General features: G+C 65.9%; 14 protein-coding genes and 1 tRNA gene. 7 read left to right on the top strand and 8 right to left on the bottom strand.

The genetic code is table 11. The features are described 5' to 3' along the window. Positions 1–44: 44 nt before the first annotated feature. On the bottom strand, positions 45–737 hold the full coding sequence (locus PV768_RS03075) for a hypothetical protein (protein ID WP_421092257.1): 693 nt from the start codon (positions 735–737) through the stop codon (positions 45–47). A 227-nt stretch (positions 738–964) separates the two neighbouring features. Between PV768_RS03075 and PV768_RS03070 the strand changes: the two genes are divergently transcribed. The 4 genes from PV768_RS03070 (at position 965) to PV768_RS03055 (ending at position 4157) form a co-directional block, all read left to right on the top strand. Beyond that, positions 965–1915, top strand: a complete 951-nt coding sequence (locus tag PV768_RS03070; RefSeq protein WP_421092256.1) for a J domain-containing protein — start codon at positions 965–967, stop codon at positions 1913–1915. A gap of 42 nt (positions 1916–1957) precedes the next feature. Beyond that, positions 1958–2425 (top strand): tRNA (cytidine(34)-2'-O)-methyltransferase, encoded by a 468-nt coding sequence (locus PV768_RS03065; RefSeq protein ID WP_321213955.1) that lies wholly within the window; start codon positions 1958–1960, stop codon positions 2423–2425. Between the two features lie 213 nt (positions 2426–2638). Continuing rightward, complete coding sequence (gene sigK / locus PV768_RS03060; RefSeq protein ID WP_321213956.1) at positions 2639–3277, top strand: ECF RNA polymerase sigma factor SigK; 639 nt, start codon at positions 2639–2641, stop codon at positions 3275–3277. A 1-nt stretch (position 3278) separates the two neighbouring features. Next, the gene (locus tag PV768_RS03055; RefSeq protein ID WP_421092255.1) at positions 3279–4157 is read left to right on the top strand and encodes an anti-sigma factor; all 879 of its coding nucleotides are present in this window, start codon (positions 3279–3281) and stop codon (positions 4155–4157) included. Positions 4158–4257: 100 nt separating this feature from the next. Here PV768_RS03055 and PV768_RS03050 read toward each other — a convergent pair whose 3' ends face one another. From PV768_RS03050 to PV768_RS03035, 4 genes are all read right to left on the bottom strand, one after another. Then, positions 4258–5037, bottom strand: coding sequence for a PIG-L deacetylase family protein (locus PV768_RS03050; protein ID WP_421092254.1), 780 nt, complete (start codon positions 5035–5037; stop codon positions 4258–4260). Between the two features lie 4 nt (positions 5038–5041). Then, complete coding sequence (locus PV768_RS03045; protein ID WP_421092253.1) at positions 5042–5995, bottom strand: electron transfer flavoprotein subunit alpha/FixB family protein; 954 nt, start codon at positions 5993–5995, stop codon at positions 5042–5044. A 14-nt stretch (positions 5996–6009) separates the two neighbouring features. After that, positions 6010–6801, bottom strand: a complete 792-nt coding sequence (locus PV768_RS03040) for an electron transfer flavoprotein subunit beta/FixA family protein (protein ID WP_104998470.1) — start codon at positions 6799–6801, stop codon at positions 6010–6012. 275 nt (positions 6802–7076) lie between these two features. After that, the gene (locus PV768_RS03035; RefSeq protein ID WP_421092252.1) at positions 7077–8627 is read right to left on the bottom strand and encodes a trypsin-like peptidase domain-containing protein; all 1551 of its coding nucleotides are present in this window, start codon (positions 8625–8627) and stop codon (positions 7077–7079) included. 283 nt (positions 8628–8910) lie between these two features. On the opposite strand from PV768_RS03035, the gene PV768_RS03030 reads away from it, so the two are divergent. The 3 genes from PV768_RS03030 (at position 8911) to PV768_RS03020 (ending at position 13390) form a co-directional block, all read left to right on the top strand. Beyond that, positions 8911–10950, top strand: coding sequence for a TPM domain-containing protein (locus tag PV768_RS03030; protein WP_421092251.1), 2040 nt, complete (start codon positions 8911–8913; stop codon positions 10948–10950). A gap of 106 nt (positions 10951–11056) precedes the next feature. Next, a complete protein-coding gene (locus tag PV768_RS03025; RefSeq protein ID WP_157241740.1) occupies positions 11057–11848 on the top strand; it encodes a PspA/IM30 family protein in 792 nt (263 codons plus the stop codon). 108 nt (positions 11849–11956) lie between these two features. Then, entirely contained in the window at positions 11957–13390 is a 1434-nt protein-coding gene (locus tag PV768_RS03020) for a cryptochrome/photolyase family protein (RefSeq protein WP_421092250.1), read from the top strand. A gap of 19 nt (positions 13391–13409) precedes the next feature. On the opposite strand, the gene PV768_RS03015 is transcribed toward PV768_RS03020, so the two are convergent. The 3 genes from PV768_RS03015 to PV768_RS03005 all read right to left on the bottom strand — a co-directional run bounded on the left by PV768_RS03015 (position 13410) and on the right by PV768_RS03005 (position 17697). After that, on the bottom strand, positions 13410–14342 hold the full coding sequence (locus PV768_RS03015; RefSeq protein ID WP_421092249.1) for a cytochrome b/b6 domain-containing protein: 933 nt from the start codon (positions 14340–14342) through the stop codon (positions 13410–13412). 141 nt (positions 14343–14483) lie between these two features. Next, a tRNA-Met gene (locus tag PV768_RS03010) sits at positions 14484–14557 on the bottom strand. Between the two features lie 167 nt (positions 14558–14724). Next, entirely contained in the window at positions 14725–17697 is a 2973-nt protein-coding gene (locus tag PV768_RS03005; protein WP_323056691.1) for a UPF0182 family protein, read from the bottom strand. Positions 17698–17782 lie beyond the last annotated feature (85 nt).

The following is a 17782-nucleotide window of genomic DNA, read 5'->3' as shown; positions in this document are numbered from 1 at the left end:
CTACTGTCCATGCCTTGAGGCAGGAGCGGCTGCGCCTGGGGCTGCTAGCCGGCCGGCGGGACCAGAGGCAGGAAACGCACGACGTCGGACCTGGCCGACGCGAGCGAGGCGGCGTCCGGACAGGAGATGGAGACATAGACCGACGAACCGGCCGTGCCGAAAAGCCTGGCCAGCACAGCCGTTGCCCTGCCGCCCGGCTGCGGTGCCGGCTCCAGGGCCAGCACCTCCACCGCGCGCCCTGGCCCTTCCGGGGATGCGCCCCACTGCAGGGTCTCCGTTTTCAGGTAGCCGGGCAGGATGGACGGATCAAGGTATTCGAAGAGGGCAATGGTCGATTCCCGGTCATCAGCCCTGGCAAGGGCGTTCTGGTTGGTGCGGGCTTTGGCGGCAACCAGGCATCCGTCGGCCTTGGTGTACCGGCTTTCGCCCGCGACGTTGCGGCTCCCGGCCTTCCAGCCCGGAGCTTCCTTGAGTCCATCCGAGATTCCAACCGGCACCCCCGGGGCCAGGGTGCCGCCGGCAGCAAAGGGCAGGTCCCGGCCGGCTACTGCCTCAGCGTCGTGGCCCGGCGTTATGGTGGGCGTAGCCACTGCGGGCGTGCTGGCCGCAGGTTCCGGAGCCGCCGGGTCCCGTACCTCAACGCTGCAGCCGCCCATGAGCAGGGCCGCCATTGCGGCTGCCAGTATCGGCACGGGCCGCCGCCCGGCCCAGCCAGCCGTTCCCGCCGTCGCCGGCATTTCCATTCCTACCCCAATGCATCCCGCCGCGGCCGGACGGCCGCGCATGCACGAGTCTAGAGGTATCCGGGCCCGGGCCAACGCCCTGGTCCCCGCCCCGCAACGCCAGCCCCTGCCGGCTGCAGGGAACCCGGCGGGGCCGGAACGTCGTTGTTCAGGCAGGGCCATTAAACTGTGCAGACCGGGCTACCCGCGAAGACTGGCCGAATCAACCAAAGGATGGGTGCTTGACCGAGAGCAGCGGCTCGTATTACCAGGTGCTTCGCGTGCCGGTGACAGCCACGGAGAAGGAAATCAAGGTGGCCTACCGCCGGGCTGCCCGCACGGCCCACCCCGATCACGGGGGAGATGCCGCAGCATTCCGGCGGGTGACAAAGGCCTATGAAACCCTCATCGACCCCATCCGCAGGAAAGCCTACGACCGCTCCTACGCCGCCGGCACTGTCCGCGGGGACGAGGCCGGGAGGGAGCCGCACTTCGACGCCCCGGCGGCAGGCAGCCGCGCTTCTGCCACCGTGCACCGGCCAGGCAACGCCCGCAACACCGCCGGAGATCCCCCGGTCTACGTCCCGGCGTACGACAGCGTTCCTGCCAGCGAAGTTCCCCTTATTCCGCTGGAACTCGCCAGCCAGCAGGTCCACGGCATGCCCCGGAAACGTGGAATATTCGGCGCCGAGGCACGCATTCAGCGGGAAATGCGCACCGTCCAGCTCCTCACCCGACACGTCCTGCCGGCAATTCCGGCCGCCAGGCTCATTAATGGCCTCCAGTCCCCCGCGGACAACAGCCACATCGACCATGCTGTGCTGTCCGGGTACCGGCTGGCGCTGATCGGCTCCATGCTGTTGCCCAAAGGAGCCTATGCCTGGGACGGCCGGACCTTGAACCACGGCGGCCGTGCCATCCCCCCGCCGCAGCTCGCACACGTGGTGCGTGCCATGCAGGACATCTTCCCGGAACTGAATGTCACAGGCTGGACCGTCGTGCTCAGTCCGGGCGGCAACCTTCATGAGCCGGTGATCGACAACCACCGCCGGTCGGCAGGCGGGCTGGAAGCCGTACAGGTGGTCAATGCCGCGGGGATGGTGCGTGGCCTCAAGGAGTTCCTTGCCGCCGGGCCGGCCCCCAATACGGTGAACGTTCCGGTGCTGGCCAGGCTGCTGCGCGGCATGCACTGACCCTGGACGCCCTGCGCCTGCAACGGTCGCTAGGATGGAACCGTGTTCCGCATCCTTTTCCATGCCCCCGAAATCCCCGGCAATACCGGCAACGCCATCCGGCTGGCAGCCATCACCGGGGCCGAACTGCACCTCGTGGAACCGCTCGGCTTCGACTTTTCGGATGCGAAACTCCGACGGGCCGGCCTCGACTACCACGACCTCGCCGTCGTCACAGTGCACCCGAGCATCGAGGACGCCTGGCAGCACCTGAAGCCGGAACGGGTGTACGCCTTTACGTCGGACGGAGCCGCCAGCTACACGGACATCTCCTACCAGCCGGGTGACGTCCTGATGTTCGGACGGGAATCCGTGGGCCTGCCGGCGGAACTGAAGGCAGATCCCCATGTCACCTCCACCGTCCGGTTGCCCATGCTGCCGGCACTGCGTTCCCTGAACCTGGCCAACGCCGCCTCCATCGCCGTGTACGAAGCGTGGCGCCAACAGGGCTTCGCCGGCGCCAGGATCTGACCCGCTCCGTTCCAGGCACACAACGGGCGGGCCGTATCATTTTTCCCAGCCAACCCATCCGCCCCTGCTGCGGCGTCGAATCACTCCCGACAACATTCCATCGTGTTCAAGGAGCTGCAGGTGACATTGCTGGAGTCACGTTCCAGGACCGCCCGCAGCAGCCGGGGCGGCACTGCTGAGGATTCACGGTCCGGACACTTATGCTTGGTAGTAATGGAAACCCCCAATGCCCCGCATTCCGAGGCCCAGCATTCCGAGGCCCCGCATTCCGAGGCCCATGCCGCGGTAACTGACCCTCCGGCCGATCTCAGCCACCGGCTTTCAGTCCTGCTGGAAGGCATAGGCCGGGGCGACCAGGCCGCCTTCGCCGAATTCTACCGACTCACGTCGCGCCGGGTTTTCGGTATGGCCCGCCGCGTGCTGATCGACCCCGAACTCAGCGAAGACACCACGCAGGAGGTCTTCCTCCAGGTGTGGCAGAACGCGGCGAAGTTCGATCCCAAGGCCGGGAGCCCGCTCTCCTGGCTAATGACCATTTCGCACCGCCGCGCTGTGGACAGGGTCCGGTCCTCGCAGTCCTCCACTGACCGCGAGGCCAAATACGGCGCCAGCACCCAGGACATCGACCACGACACAGTGTCGGACCAGGTCGGGAGCAGGCTGGAAGCCGAGGCCGTGGTCCGTTGCCTGGGAACGCTGACCGAAACCCAGCAGGAGTCGGTGCGGCTGGCCTACTACGGCGGCCTCACGTACCGGGAAGTTGCCGAACGCCTGAACGCAGCAGTACCGACCATAAAATCCCGGATCCGTGACGGATTAATCCGGCTGAAGACCTGTCTGGAGGTGAGTTGAGATGAGTGACATGAACCATGGCCGCGACGGCCGTCCAGGTTCGTTTGGTGACACCGTAGCCATGGACCTGGCTTCCGGCCGGGCCGTGGACCTGGCGGAGCTGTATGCCCTGGACGCGGTGACCGACGAAGAACGCCGGGCGATCGAGCAGTACATCTCGGCTGCCCCGGAATCGGAACGTACCCTCTTTTTCGACCGGGTACGCCAGGCAAGGGAAACTCTGGCCAGGACTTTCCGGGTCGAGGAAGAGCCGCCGGCCGACCTTTTCGACCGCATCGTCGCCCAACTTCCTGCACAGGACAACCACCCGGAAGCGGACGACCCGGCCCCCGCCGCGGGGCCTGCCGCCGCGCCCGCCGGGCCGTCGGCAACAGGGCAGCCGGTTGCCGGGGACGAGCTCGCCAAGGCGCGGCAGCGCCGGGAGGAACGGCGCCGGCCTTCCGGCACCCGCCGCTGGCTGGCCGGAGTGGCCGCCGCGGCCGCCATCGCCCTCGGCGGCGTGGGAGTGGGTTCATACCTGGCGGACCTGAACGATCCCATCAACCAGGTGGTGCGGGCAGGGGACCTGCGGGAGGCCTCGGTGGATGTGGCCGGCGGCGGCACCGCCACCCTGCTCATTTCGTCCTCCGAGGATGCCGCCGTTGTCAAGATGAACGGCGTTCCTGCGCCGCCCGCCGGCAAGGTGTACCAGATGTGGCTGATCCCCAAGGATGGTTCGGCACCCGTATCCCAGGGCCTGATGGACGAGGAAGCCCTTTCCAAGCCGGCTGTGGTGGAAGGGATCTCCTCCGCAGCGGCGCTGGGAATCACCGTGGAGCCGGCGGGCGGGTCCCGGTCGCCCACGTTGCCCACGGTGGCTGCCGCACCCTTGGGCGCCTAAGGGGAACGCTCCCGCACCAGCTGAAAGCGCCCCGTTCCATCTTCCGGAAGGACATGGAACGGGGCGCTTTCGCCTGTGGTCTTCCCACCGGGGAAATGTGTCAGAAGCCCGCGATGGTTCCCGGACCGTTGACCGCAACCACATGGAATGCCTCGGCGCTTCGCCCCTCCGGCAGGCCGGCGCGTGCGGCATTCAGCTTCATGCCCCGCCGGACGGTTGCCTCCATCGCCTCCACGTCGGGATGCTGGCTGACGTGGACATGGATTGCCCGAAGCTTGGACTCCACGTGCTCCGTGACGTCCACGAAATGGTTCTCCCGTTCTTCCGGCCCGGCATAGAGCCACAGCCACGGCAGTTTGTAGGCCCCCAGGCCGGCTTCCGCCAGTTCAGGGTAGGCGAACGGATTCTCCACTGCCGGGTAGACAGCACGCGTCACGGCCTCGCCTACGGCCAGATGGTCGGGATGGCTCTTCTGGATGCGCTTCCAGTTCCGTTCCGGGTGCATGGAAAGCACGACGTCGGGACGGATTTCCCGAATCAGTTTCACCACGCCCTTCATCACCTCGTGCGACGGCTCAAGGTAGCCGTCACGCTGGTGGAGGTAGTGGATTTCAGTGACCCCCACCAGTTCGGCGGCCCGGCGCTGTTCAGCGTCGCGCAGGGCGATGATGTCCGCCCGGTGGGCGGGGTCGAAGCCGCCGGCGTCGCCGTCGGTCATGATGCAGTAGCTGACATGGACCCCGGCCGCCGTCCAGGCGGCGATGGTGCCCGCAGCACCGAAGTCGATGTCGTCGGGATGTGCCGCAAAACAGAGCACCCGCCCAATCCGGTGGATGTCCGGGTTGAACGGGCCCTGTTCCTGTGCAGGAGAGGAAGTCAAGGAGTCAGCCTTTTCGCTTCTTGATCTCGGCTGTGGCCTGCGGGAGGACGTCGAAGAGGTCGCCCACGATGCCGAAGTCCGCGATCTCGAAAACCGGTGATTCCGCGTCCTTATTGACGGCTACGATCACTTTCGCCGTCTGCATGCCGGCCTTCTGCTGGATGGCACCGGAGATTCCCGCCGAGATGTAGAGCTGCGGGGACACCGTCTTGCCGGTCTGCCCCACCTGCGCGTCATGGCTGATCCAGCCGGCGTCGGTGGCGGCACGGGAGGCACCCACGGCTGCGCCCAGCGCGTCGGCAAGTTCCTCAACCGGACCAAAGTCACCGTCAAGGCCGCGGCCGCCGGCGACGACGATGCGGGCGTCGGTCAGGTCCGGGCGCCCGCTGGCTACTTTCTGCTCCCGGGCGGTGATCCGCGCGGCCGCGGCGGTGCTGCCGGCGGGAACGTCCACCGTGGCCGTCTCCGGTGAGCTTGGCGCCGCAGCCGGCTCCGGGGTGACGTTGTTGGCCTTCACGGTCAGCACGCTGACCGCGGTGGAGGCCTTGCAGGCGGTGTTGTAGGAGCCCGCGAGGACTGACTTGTGCGCGGTGCCGTCAGCGTCCACGGCTACCACGTCGGTGATGACGCCGGCGTTCAGGCGGATGCCCGCCCGCGCGGCGATCTCCTTGCCCTCAGGCGAATTGTCGAGCAGGACGATGCCGGCCCCGGCCTGTCCAGCCGCAGCTGCCAGGTAGGCAGCCTTCGGGGCAACAAGGAAGTCATCGAGGTCCCCTGCCGAGGGGAACAACACCGTGCTGACGCCGTACTCGGCAAAGGTGGCCGCAACGTCGTCGTGCAGCGCCCCGTTCAGCGCAACTACCGTCTCGCCGAGTGAGCGGCCCAAAGTGAGCAGTTCAAGGTTGCTCTTCTTGAGCGCAGCCTCGGGGTTATCAATGAATACAAGTACTTTTGCCATGTCTGTGGTCCCTCTTAGAGCAGCTTCTGGGCGGCCAGGAAGTCAACGAGCTTGATGCCGGCATCGCCTTCGTCGGTGATGATGGTCCCGGCGGTCCGGGGCGGTCGTTCCTCCGCACTGAGCACGCGGGTCCAGGAACCGGCGTGCCCCACCTGCGCCGGGTCCACACCGATGTCAGCGAGGGAGAGCGTGGTGATGCTCTTGCGCTTGGCTGCGATGATGCCCTTGAAGTTGGGGTAGCGCGGCTCGTTGATCTGGTCCGTCACGGAGACGACGGCCGGGAGCGGTGCTTCCACCGTCTCGGACGACGTGTCAGCGTCGCGGCGTGCGGTGAGGCGTCCGCCGTCGACCTCCAACGTGGAGGCGAAGGTGACCTGCGGGAGGCCGAGCCGTTCGGCCAGCTGGGCGGGAACGAGGGAGGTTTCACCGTCGGTTGACGCCATGCCGGTGATGACCAGGTCCACGCTGCCCAGGTGCCGGACTGCTGCTGCCAGCGCCAGGGACGTGGCGGCGGCGTCCGAACCGGCCAGTGCGTCATCCGTGAGGTGCACGCCCTCGGTCGCCCCGATCTGCAGCGCCTTCTTGATGGCGTTGACGGCACCCGAAGGGCCCATGCTCAGCGCGATGACCTGGTTGCCTGCTTTGGCTCCCCCGCGGGCTTCGGCCAGCTGCAGGGCTGCCTCGAGTGCGTATTCGTCAAGCTCGGACAGGATGCTCTCGTCGCGGTCAGTCGTGTAGTCCTCCCCATTGAGGTGGCGGTCAAACTGCGCGTCCGGTACATGCTTGACCAGGACGATGATCTTCAATGTATCTTCCACTGTATTTACAGCAGCCTTCCATGCTTGTGGACAGCCAGCCGGGTGAGGTCATGGCCGCGGAATGCCCCGGCATACGGGTAGCTCCTAGCTAACCATATAGGCGCGCCCCGGCGCCCTCTTCCGTTAACGCCTGTGTCAGTGGGCTGGACATGCGCGCCGCTGCCCCCGCTGCCCGCCCATCGTTTAATATCCGACGGCGGCGCCCCCAAGGTGGGGACGCCGCCGTCGGGCATTGCTGACTACGCCTTGGCGGGCCGCCGCTGCTAGCCGGCAGCGGTGCCGAGGGTGACGTCGAAGGTCTGTTCCGCGCCGTTGCGCAGGACGGTGATCTTCACGGTGGCACCGGCACGCTGTTCGCGGACAGCCGCGGTCAGCTGGTTGGGTTCACCGATGGCGAGGTCGTTGAACTTCGTGATGACGTCGCCCACCTTGATCCCGGCCTTGGCCGCAGCCGAATTGGCTTCCACCGTGGCCACGTCCGCGCCGACCGAGAACTCGGACGAGGTGCTGGATGCCGCCTTCTTCCGAACGCTGACGCCCAGCTGGCCATGGGAAGCCTTGCCGGTGTCAATGATTTCCTGGGCGACGCGCTTGGCGTGGTTGATGGGGATACTGAAGCCGACGCCGATGTTGCCGCTGGTGGACGATGCGTTTGAGCCCGCTGATGCGATGGCCACGTTGACGCCGATGATTTCGCCGCTGCTGTTCACCAGGGCACCGCCCGAGTTGCCGGGGTTGATGGCGGCGTCTGTCTGGATGACGTTGATGGAAATTTCGCCCTGGTTGGCCGGCTGCTGGCTTTCGCCGCCGCCGGGAGGTGCGAACTGGAAGCCGCCGCCATCGTCCTCGGCCTTGTCGCCTTCCGGTGCGGCGGCCGAGGCCACGCTGATGGTCCTGTTGAGGGTGGAGACGATTCCGTCGGTCACGGTGCCTGTCAGGCCCAGGGGCGAACCGATGGCAATGGCGGTGTCACCCACGTTCAGCTTTCCGGAGTCGCCCAAGGTCGCCGGGGTGAGGCCGGAGGCGTTGTCCACCTTGATGACCGCTAGGTCGGACAGCGGGTCGGTGCCCACGAGTTTGGCGCCGAGGACACGACCGTCACTGGTACGCACTTCGAGCGCGGCGTTGGCCGTTTGGCCGTCCAGGGTGACCACGTGGGTGTTGGTGAGGATATGCCCCTGGTCGTTGAGGATGATGCCGGAGCCGGTGCCGCCGGCGCTGCCGGTGGACGCGCTGATGGTCACCACGCTGGGCGACGCCTTAACGGCAGCAGCCGTGATGGCATTCACGTTGTCCTTGTTGTTGACGATGACCGTGCCCGGCTGGCTGTTGCCGGTCACCGTCGAGCCGGCACCGGTGTTAACCAGTCCCGCGGAACCGACCGTGGCCACTCCGCCTCCCACCAGCCCGGCAGCGAGGATGCTGGCCACGAGCGTACCGACGCCGAACGAGGCCTTCCGCCGCGGCGCGTCCTTGGGGTTGGGGGCAAGGCCCACGGCTCCGTACTGGCCGCCTTGGCCGTAGAAGCCATGGCCGGGCTGCGGCGCCTGCTGTTGGCCGGGTGCCGGCTCCTGCGGAGTGTTCTGTCCGTAGAACGGCTGGCGCTGGGGATAGACCGGACGCGGAGCGCCGGGGATCTCCTGCGTGGGATTGTCCCCGTGCCGGTCCAGCCGCTCGGTGGGGTACTCCCGCGGGCCGGGTTTACCGGTTCCGGCAGCATTGCCCTCCGGCTGGCCGGGGTGCTGCTGCTCCCAGGGATCCCGGTCCGGGCCGTCGTTCCTCGGGCCCTGCCCGGGCGTCTGGTTCTCAGTCATGGGACTTCCTTTCATCCTCGTCTGCATTAACTATGGACTCACCGGCTGGAACAATCTCTTATGTTTGCTGAGAGCTTGCTGAAGACTTTCCAGCCCCGGCGGCGGTGGTTCCGGCGTTTCGCTGGTGGCATAGTCGGGCCGATGGACTGGCTCTGGGGTGCACCATAGAATCAAGATGAATTGCCACAGCGACCTGCGGCTTCACACCAAGCGTGGGGGCGCTGTGCATTCTCAGACGACCGGTTCGTCCCGAACTGGCGTCAGGCGTGCTGAAGGGTTGCACATGCGGTCAAAGTTCAAACGTATCCTCGCCGTGATCGGCCTAACCGCTTTCCTGGCGATGCCCGCCGGCGCGGCCTGGGCCGAACCACCGGTCACTTTGGATCCCGCAACGAAAATTGTGGATCCTTCGGGAGTCCTGGGTTCGAAAAAGGGTGAGGTCCAGGACGCCATCAAGAAGCTTGGTGCGGACCACGCCACCGTGCTGCACGTCGTCATCGTCAAGAAGTTTGAGAACCCCGCCGATCGTGAAGCCTGGTCAGATGCGGTGGCCGAAAAGGCCAACCTCGGATCCAATGCGCTGATTTTCGCGGTCGCCACCGATACCAGGCAGTACGTCCTCAACAAGGGTGGCAGCAAGATCACCACCGCCCAGATCGAGAACATCAAGAGCAAGGCAATCGGCCCGCAGCTCGCGAACGACAACTACGCGCAGGCGGCGATCAACGCCGCAGCGGCCATTGGTGATGCAGCCGGGGGCGGCAGTGGCAATGTCCCCGGTGATGGTGCCGGAGCGGCTGTCCTGGTGGGAGCCGGAATTGTTGCTGCCGGTGGTGCCGGCGCCTACCTTTATTTCCGGAACAAGCGAAAGAAGGCCGCAGGACAGGCGGCGGGCGCGGGACATGGCGGACAGGAAGCTCCGGCGGATCCTCTGGCCTCGCTGAGCATCGAGGAACTGCGCCGCAAGAGCGGCTCCCTGCTAATCGAGGCGGACGACGCCATCAAGTCCAGCGAGCAGGAGCTTGGCTTCGCCCAGGCGCAGTACGGAGATTCCGCCGTCGGGAACTTCACGAAGGCGCTGGCCGAAGCCAAAGCCCACCTGAGCGAATCCTTCAAACTGCAGCAGCAGCTGGACGACCACATTCCTGACACCGAGGAACAGCAGCGGACCTGGCTTGTCGAAATCATCCGCCGGTCCGAAGCCGCCCTGACCTCGCTGCAGGAGCAGAAAGCGGACTTCGATTCCCTGCGCGAACTCGAGAAGAACGCTCCGCAGGCCCTGGCCACGGTCAACGCCGGGGCGCGGGAAGCAGACGCGAAGATCAACACGGCCGAGCAGTCACTCACTGCGCTGCGCTCAAAGTATGCCGAGAGCGCCCTCACCCAGGTCTCGGACAACATCCTGCAGGCCAAGGAGCGCCTGGCGTTCGTTCAGAATGCAACCGCCACCGCGCAGCAGAAGCTGGGTGAGGGCGAGGACAGCCTGGCCGCGGTAGCTGTCCGGGCAGCCGAGGAGAGCCTGCACCAGACGAACGTCCTCCTCGATGCCATCGCCAAAGTTTCATCCAACCTCGACGAGGCCAGGAGCAGCCTCGAGAGTGCCGTTGTGGACACCTCGCAGGACCTCGCCCAGGCAAGGGCCATGGTCCAGTCCGGGGCACACCCGGAACTGGCCGGACCGGTGGCCGGCGTCGAAAGCGCCCTCGCGCAGGTCAAGGCGGAAATCCAGGGCGGCAAGATTGACCCGATCGCCACATTGCAGCGGGTGGAAACTGCCCACCAGTCGCTGGACCAGGCCCTCAGCGGCATCAGGGACCAGCAGGAGCAGGCGCGCCGGGCCCAGGCCTCGCTCCAGCAGACCATCATGTCCGCCCAGGCGCAGATCAGCGCAACGTCGGACTACATCACCGCTCGCCGCGGCGGTGTGGGCACTGAGGCACGCACCCGGCTTGCCGAGTCGCAGCGGAACCTCGATTACGCCCTGTCCATCTCGCGCACCGATCCGGTCACGGCCCTCACCTACGCCCAGCAGGCCCACGCGCTGGCGGCGCAGGCCGCCCAGCTGGCGCAGGCGGATGTGGACCACTTCGGCGGCTACGCCAACCAGGGCTACGGCCGCGGCGGGATGTTCGGCGGTGGCGGCGGCGGGGGCCTGGGGGGCGCCATCCTGGGTGGCATCCTGATCAACTCCATCCTCCATGGAGGCGGCGGCGCAGGCTGGGGCGGCGGCCACAGCGACGGCGGCGGCTGGGGCGGCGGCGATTTCGGCGGCGGAGACATGGGCGGCTGGGGCGGCGACTCCGGCGGCGGCGGGGACTTCTAGACGCCCGGCTGGCCCAAAGGCTGTGCAGTCCGGCCCACGGGCACGCACCACATAATTGTTCACTGGATTCAGTGGTCACCACAGAGCAGGACGAAAGGGTAACACCATGGTTAAGCAGTCCATTTTCGGCCGCATCGCGCAGCTGGCAAAGGCTAACGTCAACTCGTTGCTGGACAACGCTGAGGATCCGCAGAGGATGCTGGACCAGATGGTCCGGGACTACACCAACAACATCGCAGAAGCAGAGTCTGCCGTTGCCCAGACCATCGGCAACCTCCGGATGCTCGAGGACGACTACAACGAGGATGTCAAGAACGCCCGCGACTGGGGCAACAAGGCACTCGCGGCCTCGCGCAAGGCGGATGAATTCCGCGCCAGCGGCGACGTGGTGGACGCCGAGAAGTTCGACAACCTCGCCAAGGTAGCCCTGCAGCGGCAGATGGCCGCCGAAAATGAGGCCAAGGGCGCGGAGCCGAGCATTGCTTCCCAGCGCGAAGTGGTGGAGAAGCTGAAGACCGGCCTGGACCAGATGAAGGGCAAGCTCAACCAGCTGACCAGCAAGCGCAACGAACTGGTGGCCCGATCCAAGACCGCTGCAGCGCAGTCCCAGGTCCACGACGCCATCAAGAGCATCGACATCATGGACCCCACCAGCGAGGTTGGGCGGTTCGAAGAAAAGATCCGCCGCGAGGAAGCCAAGGTCCGCGGCCACGAGGAGCTCGCAGCTTCCAGCCTGGACGCCCAGTTCAACCAGCTTGAAGACCTCGGAGAGCAGGTGGAGATCGAAGCGCGCCTGGCCGCCCTGAAGTCGGGCAATTCAACCAAGCCGGCCCTCGGCACTTCAGGTTCCGCGGCCTCGGCATCCACCGTCGAGGAAGCTGACTTCGACAAACTCTGAACGGAGGCGGGACATGCCGCCACTTCCGTAGTGAAGAAGTAGGGCCGGGGCCACAGACGGGCCCCGGCCCTTCCTGTCCCTGTCCCTGTCCCTGTGTAGCGTGGTGCTATGGACTCCTCCGGTGTGACCTCGATCGTCTGGCTTCGCGACGACCTTCGGCTGGACGACAATCCGGCCCTGGTGGAAGCGGCTGCGCTGGGCCTGCCCCTGACGGTCGTCTTCATCCTCGACGAGGAGTCCGAGGGCGTCCGGCCACTCGGCGGGGCCACCCGGTGGTGGCTGCATCACTCCCTCACCTCCCTGGCGGCGGCGCTCGAGGCCAACGGCTCCCGACTGGTCCTCCGCCGCGGCCCTGCGCAGGAGGTAATCCGCCAACTCGCAGCCGAGACCAACGCAGGCCACCTGTTCTGGAACCGCCGCTACAGCCTGCCGGAACGCACACTTGACGCCGCCGTCAAGGCGTGGGCCGGAGAAAACGGTATTGAAGCCTCCAGCTACCAGGCGAACCTCCTGTTTGAGCCATGGACGGTCCGCACCGGTGCCGGCGGCCCCTACAAAGTGTTCACACCGTTCTGGCGGGCCTGCCTCGCGAACGGTGACGTGCGCGGCCCCCTCGACGCTCCGCTGAAGTTGCCGGCGCCGCCCAAGGGAACAGGTGGCATGCCGGCCGGGGACGAGCTTGAGGGCTGGCAGCTCCTGCCCTCCTCCCCCGACTGGAGCGGCGGGCTGGCCGAAACCTGGGAGCCTGGGGAAGAAGGTGCCCACCGGCGGCTGGAGGATTTCCTGGACGGTCCTGCACGGGACTACGGCACCGGCCGCAATGTGCCGGGGGTGGAAGGAACAAGCCGCCTGTCTCCGCACCTGCGCTTCGGCGAAGTCAGTCCTTTCAGGATCTGGCGGGAAATCCGCAGCAGCTTTCCGCGGGAGGTGCCGGCCGACGTCGGGATCTTCCGTTCCGAGCTCGGCTGGCGCGAGTTCTGCTGGCACCTCCTGTACACCAACCCGGAACTGGCCACCCGTAACTACCGGGCGGAGTTTGACCGCTTTGAGTGGCAGTCCCTGGGCAGCGAGGAACTGAAGGCCTGGCAGCAGGGCCGCACCGGATATCCGTTCGTTGATGCCGGGATGCGGCAGCTTTGGCAGACAGGCTGGATGCACAACAGGGTGAGGATGGCGGCGGCGTCCTTCCTGGTCAAGAACCTCCTGGCGGATTGGCGGACCGGGGAGGCCTGGTTCTGGGACACCCTGGTGGACGCCGACGCCGCGAGCAACCCCGCCAACTGGCAGTGGGTGGCAGGCTCAGGAGCGGACGCGTCCCCGTACTACCGGATCTTCAACCCGGTGACCCAGAGCAAGAAGTTCGACGCCGCCGGGAACTACCTGCGCCGCTACATCCCTGAGCTGGCAGGACTGGACGGAAAAGGCATCCACGAGCCGTGGAAGGCCGGCGGTGACCTGCGGGGGTATCCCGCTCCCCTGGTGGACCTCCCGGAGTCCCGGGAACGGGCACTCGAGGCCTACCAGCGGCTTAAGGACGGCTGAAATCCCAGGCGGTCCTGGGTCAGCGGCTGACCTTGCCCATCAGGGAGGCGACGGGCCGCAGGAAGAGCGGGCGGGCCAGGAACCAGGCCGCCACCATGACCACGACCGAAGCGAGGAAGACCCAGAAACCGAACCACCCGTCGTTGTCCTGCACACCGTACATGTGGTTGAGGTTGCGGAGGGCTCCCGTGGCGAGCACCAGGAACACGTGCACCACGATGAACGCCACGAAGTAGATCATCACGGGGAAGTGCACAGCCCGTGCCCATTCAATGGGGAAGGCCCTGTTGAGGCCTGCCGCCTTTTTGGGCCAGGCACCGGACATGCGGAGGCCGGTGATGAAGGCCAGCGGAGCCGCGATGAAGACGGTCACGAAGTACGTCAGCAGCTGAAGCGCGTTGTAGTTGATCCAGCCGTTCTCGGTGGGCCAGTCCAGCGAGGCATACTGCAGGGCGGCTGACAGCGCGTTGGGGAAGACGTCCCAGCTCGTGGGAACAATCCGCATCCACTGCCCGGTGGCAAAGAGCAGTACAGCGAACACCAGGCCGTTGAGGATCCACAGCGCATCGAGTGTCAGGTGGAACCACAGCTCAAGCGTGATTTTGGCGGGCGGGTTCTTGGTCTTGATCAGGCCCTTGTTGTTCCGCGTCCAGTGGCCGCTGGGACGGGTGGTGGTGCGCACCTGCCACCCGGTCCGGATGATCAGGAGCAGGAAGAAGGCGTTGAGGAAGTGCTGCCAGGCAAGCCAGGCAGGAAAGCCCACGGGAGCAGCGGCCGGAAGCCCGGAATGTCCCGGATAGTCGGCAACGAAGGAAGCCACGGCAGGAAGGCCCATCAGCCACCTGGCAATCAACACCACGAGGACCAGCCCTCCCAGGGCGGCAGGTACCCCCCAGTAGAGTCGCGACCGCTTACCCGCCGCGGTACCGGGCTTCTTCGTGGGTGTGGACATCGAACAACATTCCTCTCGAGAATGACTGGCCAAGTGCTCACGACGTGTGAGGCTCTGCGAAAGAGAATACTAGGAACTACTCGTATCCAAGGAAAAAGAAGACCCCGGCCGGCTGATATGCCGGTCGGGGTCTTCTCATAGTTGCGGGGACAGGATTTGAACCTGTGACCTCTGGGTTATGAGCCCAGCGAGCTACCGAACTGCTCCACCCCGCGTCGCAAGATCTACTTTACCGGCACGTGAACTCCAGGCCAAATCGGAGCGGCGTGATGTCCGTCTCGCCAAAACGGACGCGGCACCTGCTCCCCGAAGGAGCAGGTGCCGCGTCCCGCCGTCGTACGTAATCAACTACCGGGCGGTATCAGTCAGGTACCAGTCACAATCACTTACTCGGCGAGGGCGAAGGCGTAGCCGTGGACGCCGGAGCGGGAGATGCCTCGGGTGCCGCCACGGGGATCTTGGCCTCCGCCTCGACGGCCCTCTTGAGGGCAGCGGCGATCCGGTTCTGCGCCTCACCGTACGCCGCGAAGTCGCCGGCAGCCAGTGCCGCCTGCCCTGCCTGCATGGCCGCGTTGGCTTCGTCCAGCGCCGCCTTCAGGTCCGCCTTGGCATCCGCACCAGCGGGGCTGGCAGGGGCGCCGGGACCGGCGGGCGCCTGGCCGTTGTTGTCCGAGTCGCCGGCAGCAGCTCCGGAGTCTCCACCGAACAGCTGCTTCAGCGCCTCATCCAGGGTGGGCGCAAAGCCCACCTTGTCGCCGAACGCCACCAGGACGCGCTGCAGCGTCGGGTAGGACGTCTCGCCGGTGGACTTGAGGTAGACAGGCTGCACATACAGGATGCCGCCGCCCACCGGAAGGGTGAGGAGGTTGCCGTTAAGGACTTCCGACGCGCCCTGGCGCAGCAGGTTCAGCGCCTGCGACACCGTGGGGTCCGAGTTGAACTTGTTCTGCGCTTGGCCCGGACCGGGGACCTGGATCTCCGGTGGGATCTGGAGCAGCCGCAGCTTGCCGTAGCTCTCCGCCTTAACCCCTGCCTGGTTGCCGGCATCCGAGTCAGCAGCAAGGAAGCCGTAGAGCACGTTGCGGGCGTTTCCATTGACAATCTGCGGGATGAACGACGACGTCAGCTGGAAGGCGGGCTTGTCCTGGTCCGGCATCTGCAGCGACATATAGAACGGCGGCTGCTTGACGCCGCTGGTGGAATCAACCGTGGGATCCGCCGGAACGCTCCAGACATCCTTGGTCTGGTAGAAGGTGGACGGGTTGGTCACGTGGTACTCGCCCAGGAGCTGGCGCTGGACCTTGAACAGGTCCTCCGGGTACCGGACGTGGCTCATGACATCGCCGGACATTTCCGAGTACGGCTTCAGCGTCGAGGGGAACACCTTCTGCCAGGACTTCAGCAGCGGGTCCTGGTCGTCCCATGCGTAGAGCGTGACCGAACCGTCGTACGCATCCACCGTTGCCTTGACGGAGTTCCGGATGTAGTTGACCGTGCTGTTGGGCAGGGCAACCGCCCGGCCGGACGTGGTCTGGGTGTCAGCGGTGGCATCCGAGAGCTGCTCCTGCTGGGAGTACGGGTAGTACTGGCTGGTGGTGTAGCCGTCCACGATCCACTTGACCCGGCCGTCCACCACTGCAGGGTAGGCATTGCCGTCCACGGTCAGGTAGGGAGCTACCTTTTCCACGCGCTCCCGGGGGTTGCGGTCGTACAGGATCTGGGACTCCTGGTTGACGCCGTCCGAGAGCAGCAGGTCCGATGACTGGAACTTGATGGAGTACAGCACGCGGTTGAAGAACGTCCCCACGTTGGGTCCGCCGTTGCCTTGGAAGGTGTACTGGGTCTCGCCCTCGCCTTCCCGGCCGGAGGGCCTGTCCTGCTCGCGAGCACGAGCACCTTCCGGCGCGCCAACAATTGAGTAGTCCGGCGAGGACTCGCCAAAGTAGATCCGCGGTTCATAGGTGGAGTCGTCGCCGAGGACACCGGTTGACGGGATGCCCGACTGCAGGAACTCCGGCTTGCCGTCCACTGTGAATTTGTTGCCCTTGGCTGCCACCACGCCGTATCCGTGTGTATAAACCACGTGCTGGTTGAGCCAGCCCTGCTGGTTGGTTGCGACGTTGGCAGGGTTCAGTTCACGGACCGCGATCACGGTGTCCTGGATCTTGCCGTCCACCTCGTAGCGGTCAACGTTGAGGGCTTCGGGGAACTGGTAGTACGGCCGGTACTGTTCCAGCTGCGAGAACGCGTCCGAGATCAGGTTCGGGTCCAGCAGCCTGATGTTCGCGGTGGTCTGGGCATCAGGCGCGAGGGCTCCGGTGCTGGCCGTGTTGGTGGCGTTGTAGCGGTCCACCTGGATCTTGTCCAGGCCATACGCAGCCCGAGTGTTGTCGATGTTGCGCTGGATGTATTCCTTTTCCAGCGTCTCTTCCGAAGGACGGACCTGGAACTGCTGGATCACCCACGGGTAGACGCCCCCGGCGAGGATGGACGTGATGACCAGCATCGCGGTTCCAATGACGGGCAGTCGCCATTTGCCGATCACCGCGGCGGCGACGAACAGGATGGCAACGAGGACCGCAGCCACCGCGAGGATGGCCTTGGTGGGGATGACGGCGTTGACGTCCGTGTAGAGGGCGCCGGCCCAGCGCCCGCTGTTGCTTTGCACTGTCGTAAAGCGGTCAAGCCAGAAGTTGATGCCCAGGAGCACCAGGAAGGAGGCGCCGGTGACAGCGATGTGGATCTGCGCCGCCCGGCTGGTGAAGACGCCGCGTTCCATCAGCCGGATGCTGCCGTAGAGGTAGTGGGTGAGGATGCCTGCGATGCCGGCAATGACCACCACGCTGATCAGGAATCCGGTCACGAAGCCGAAGAACGGAAGCGTCATCAGGTAGAAGCTGATATCCATGTTGAACTCGGGATCCGCTTGCCCGAAGGGCTCCTGGTTGAAGAACAGGAGGACTTTCTGCCACTGGCTGGCGGCTGCGCTGCCGGCGAAGAGGCCGAACAGGACGGGCAGGCCCACCATGACTACCCGGCGGACGGGTTCCAGCTGCGCCTGGTACCGGTTGAGGTTGTCCCGGATCTCGGAGTCGGGCGCATAAACCGGCCTGGCGTGGTAGGCGATCCGGATCGCGAAGAAGACCGCCAGGAACATAACCGCGAAACCGGCCGCGAAGATGCCGATCCGGGCCAGGTTCTCGGTCACGAACACTTCAATAAAGCCGAGCTGGCGGTACCAAAGGACGTCGGTCCAGACGTTGGCGAAGAAGATGAAGCCCACTACCACCAGGGCAACAACGATCAGGGTGGGCGTCAACGCCCCGCGTCGTGAAGGGGGCCTGCCTGTGGACATGGTGCTGGCGGGACGGGACAAACTGGGTACCTCATAGCTGGTCGTCAGATTATTCGATGCGTGCGTGCGAGCGACGTCCGGCACC

It is taken from the genome of Pseudarthrobacter sp. CC4 (assembly GCF_048957775.1).
Classification (GTDB): domain Bacteria; phylum Actinomycetota; class Actinomycetes; order Actinomycetales; family Micrococcaceae; genus Arthrobacter.
The sequence above is the reverse complement of the archived record's forward strand: the minus strand, read 5'-3'. Positions and strand labels throughout refer to the sequence as shown.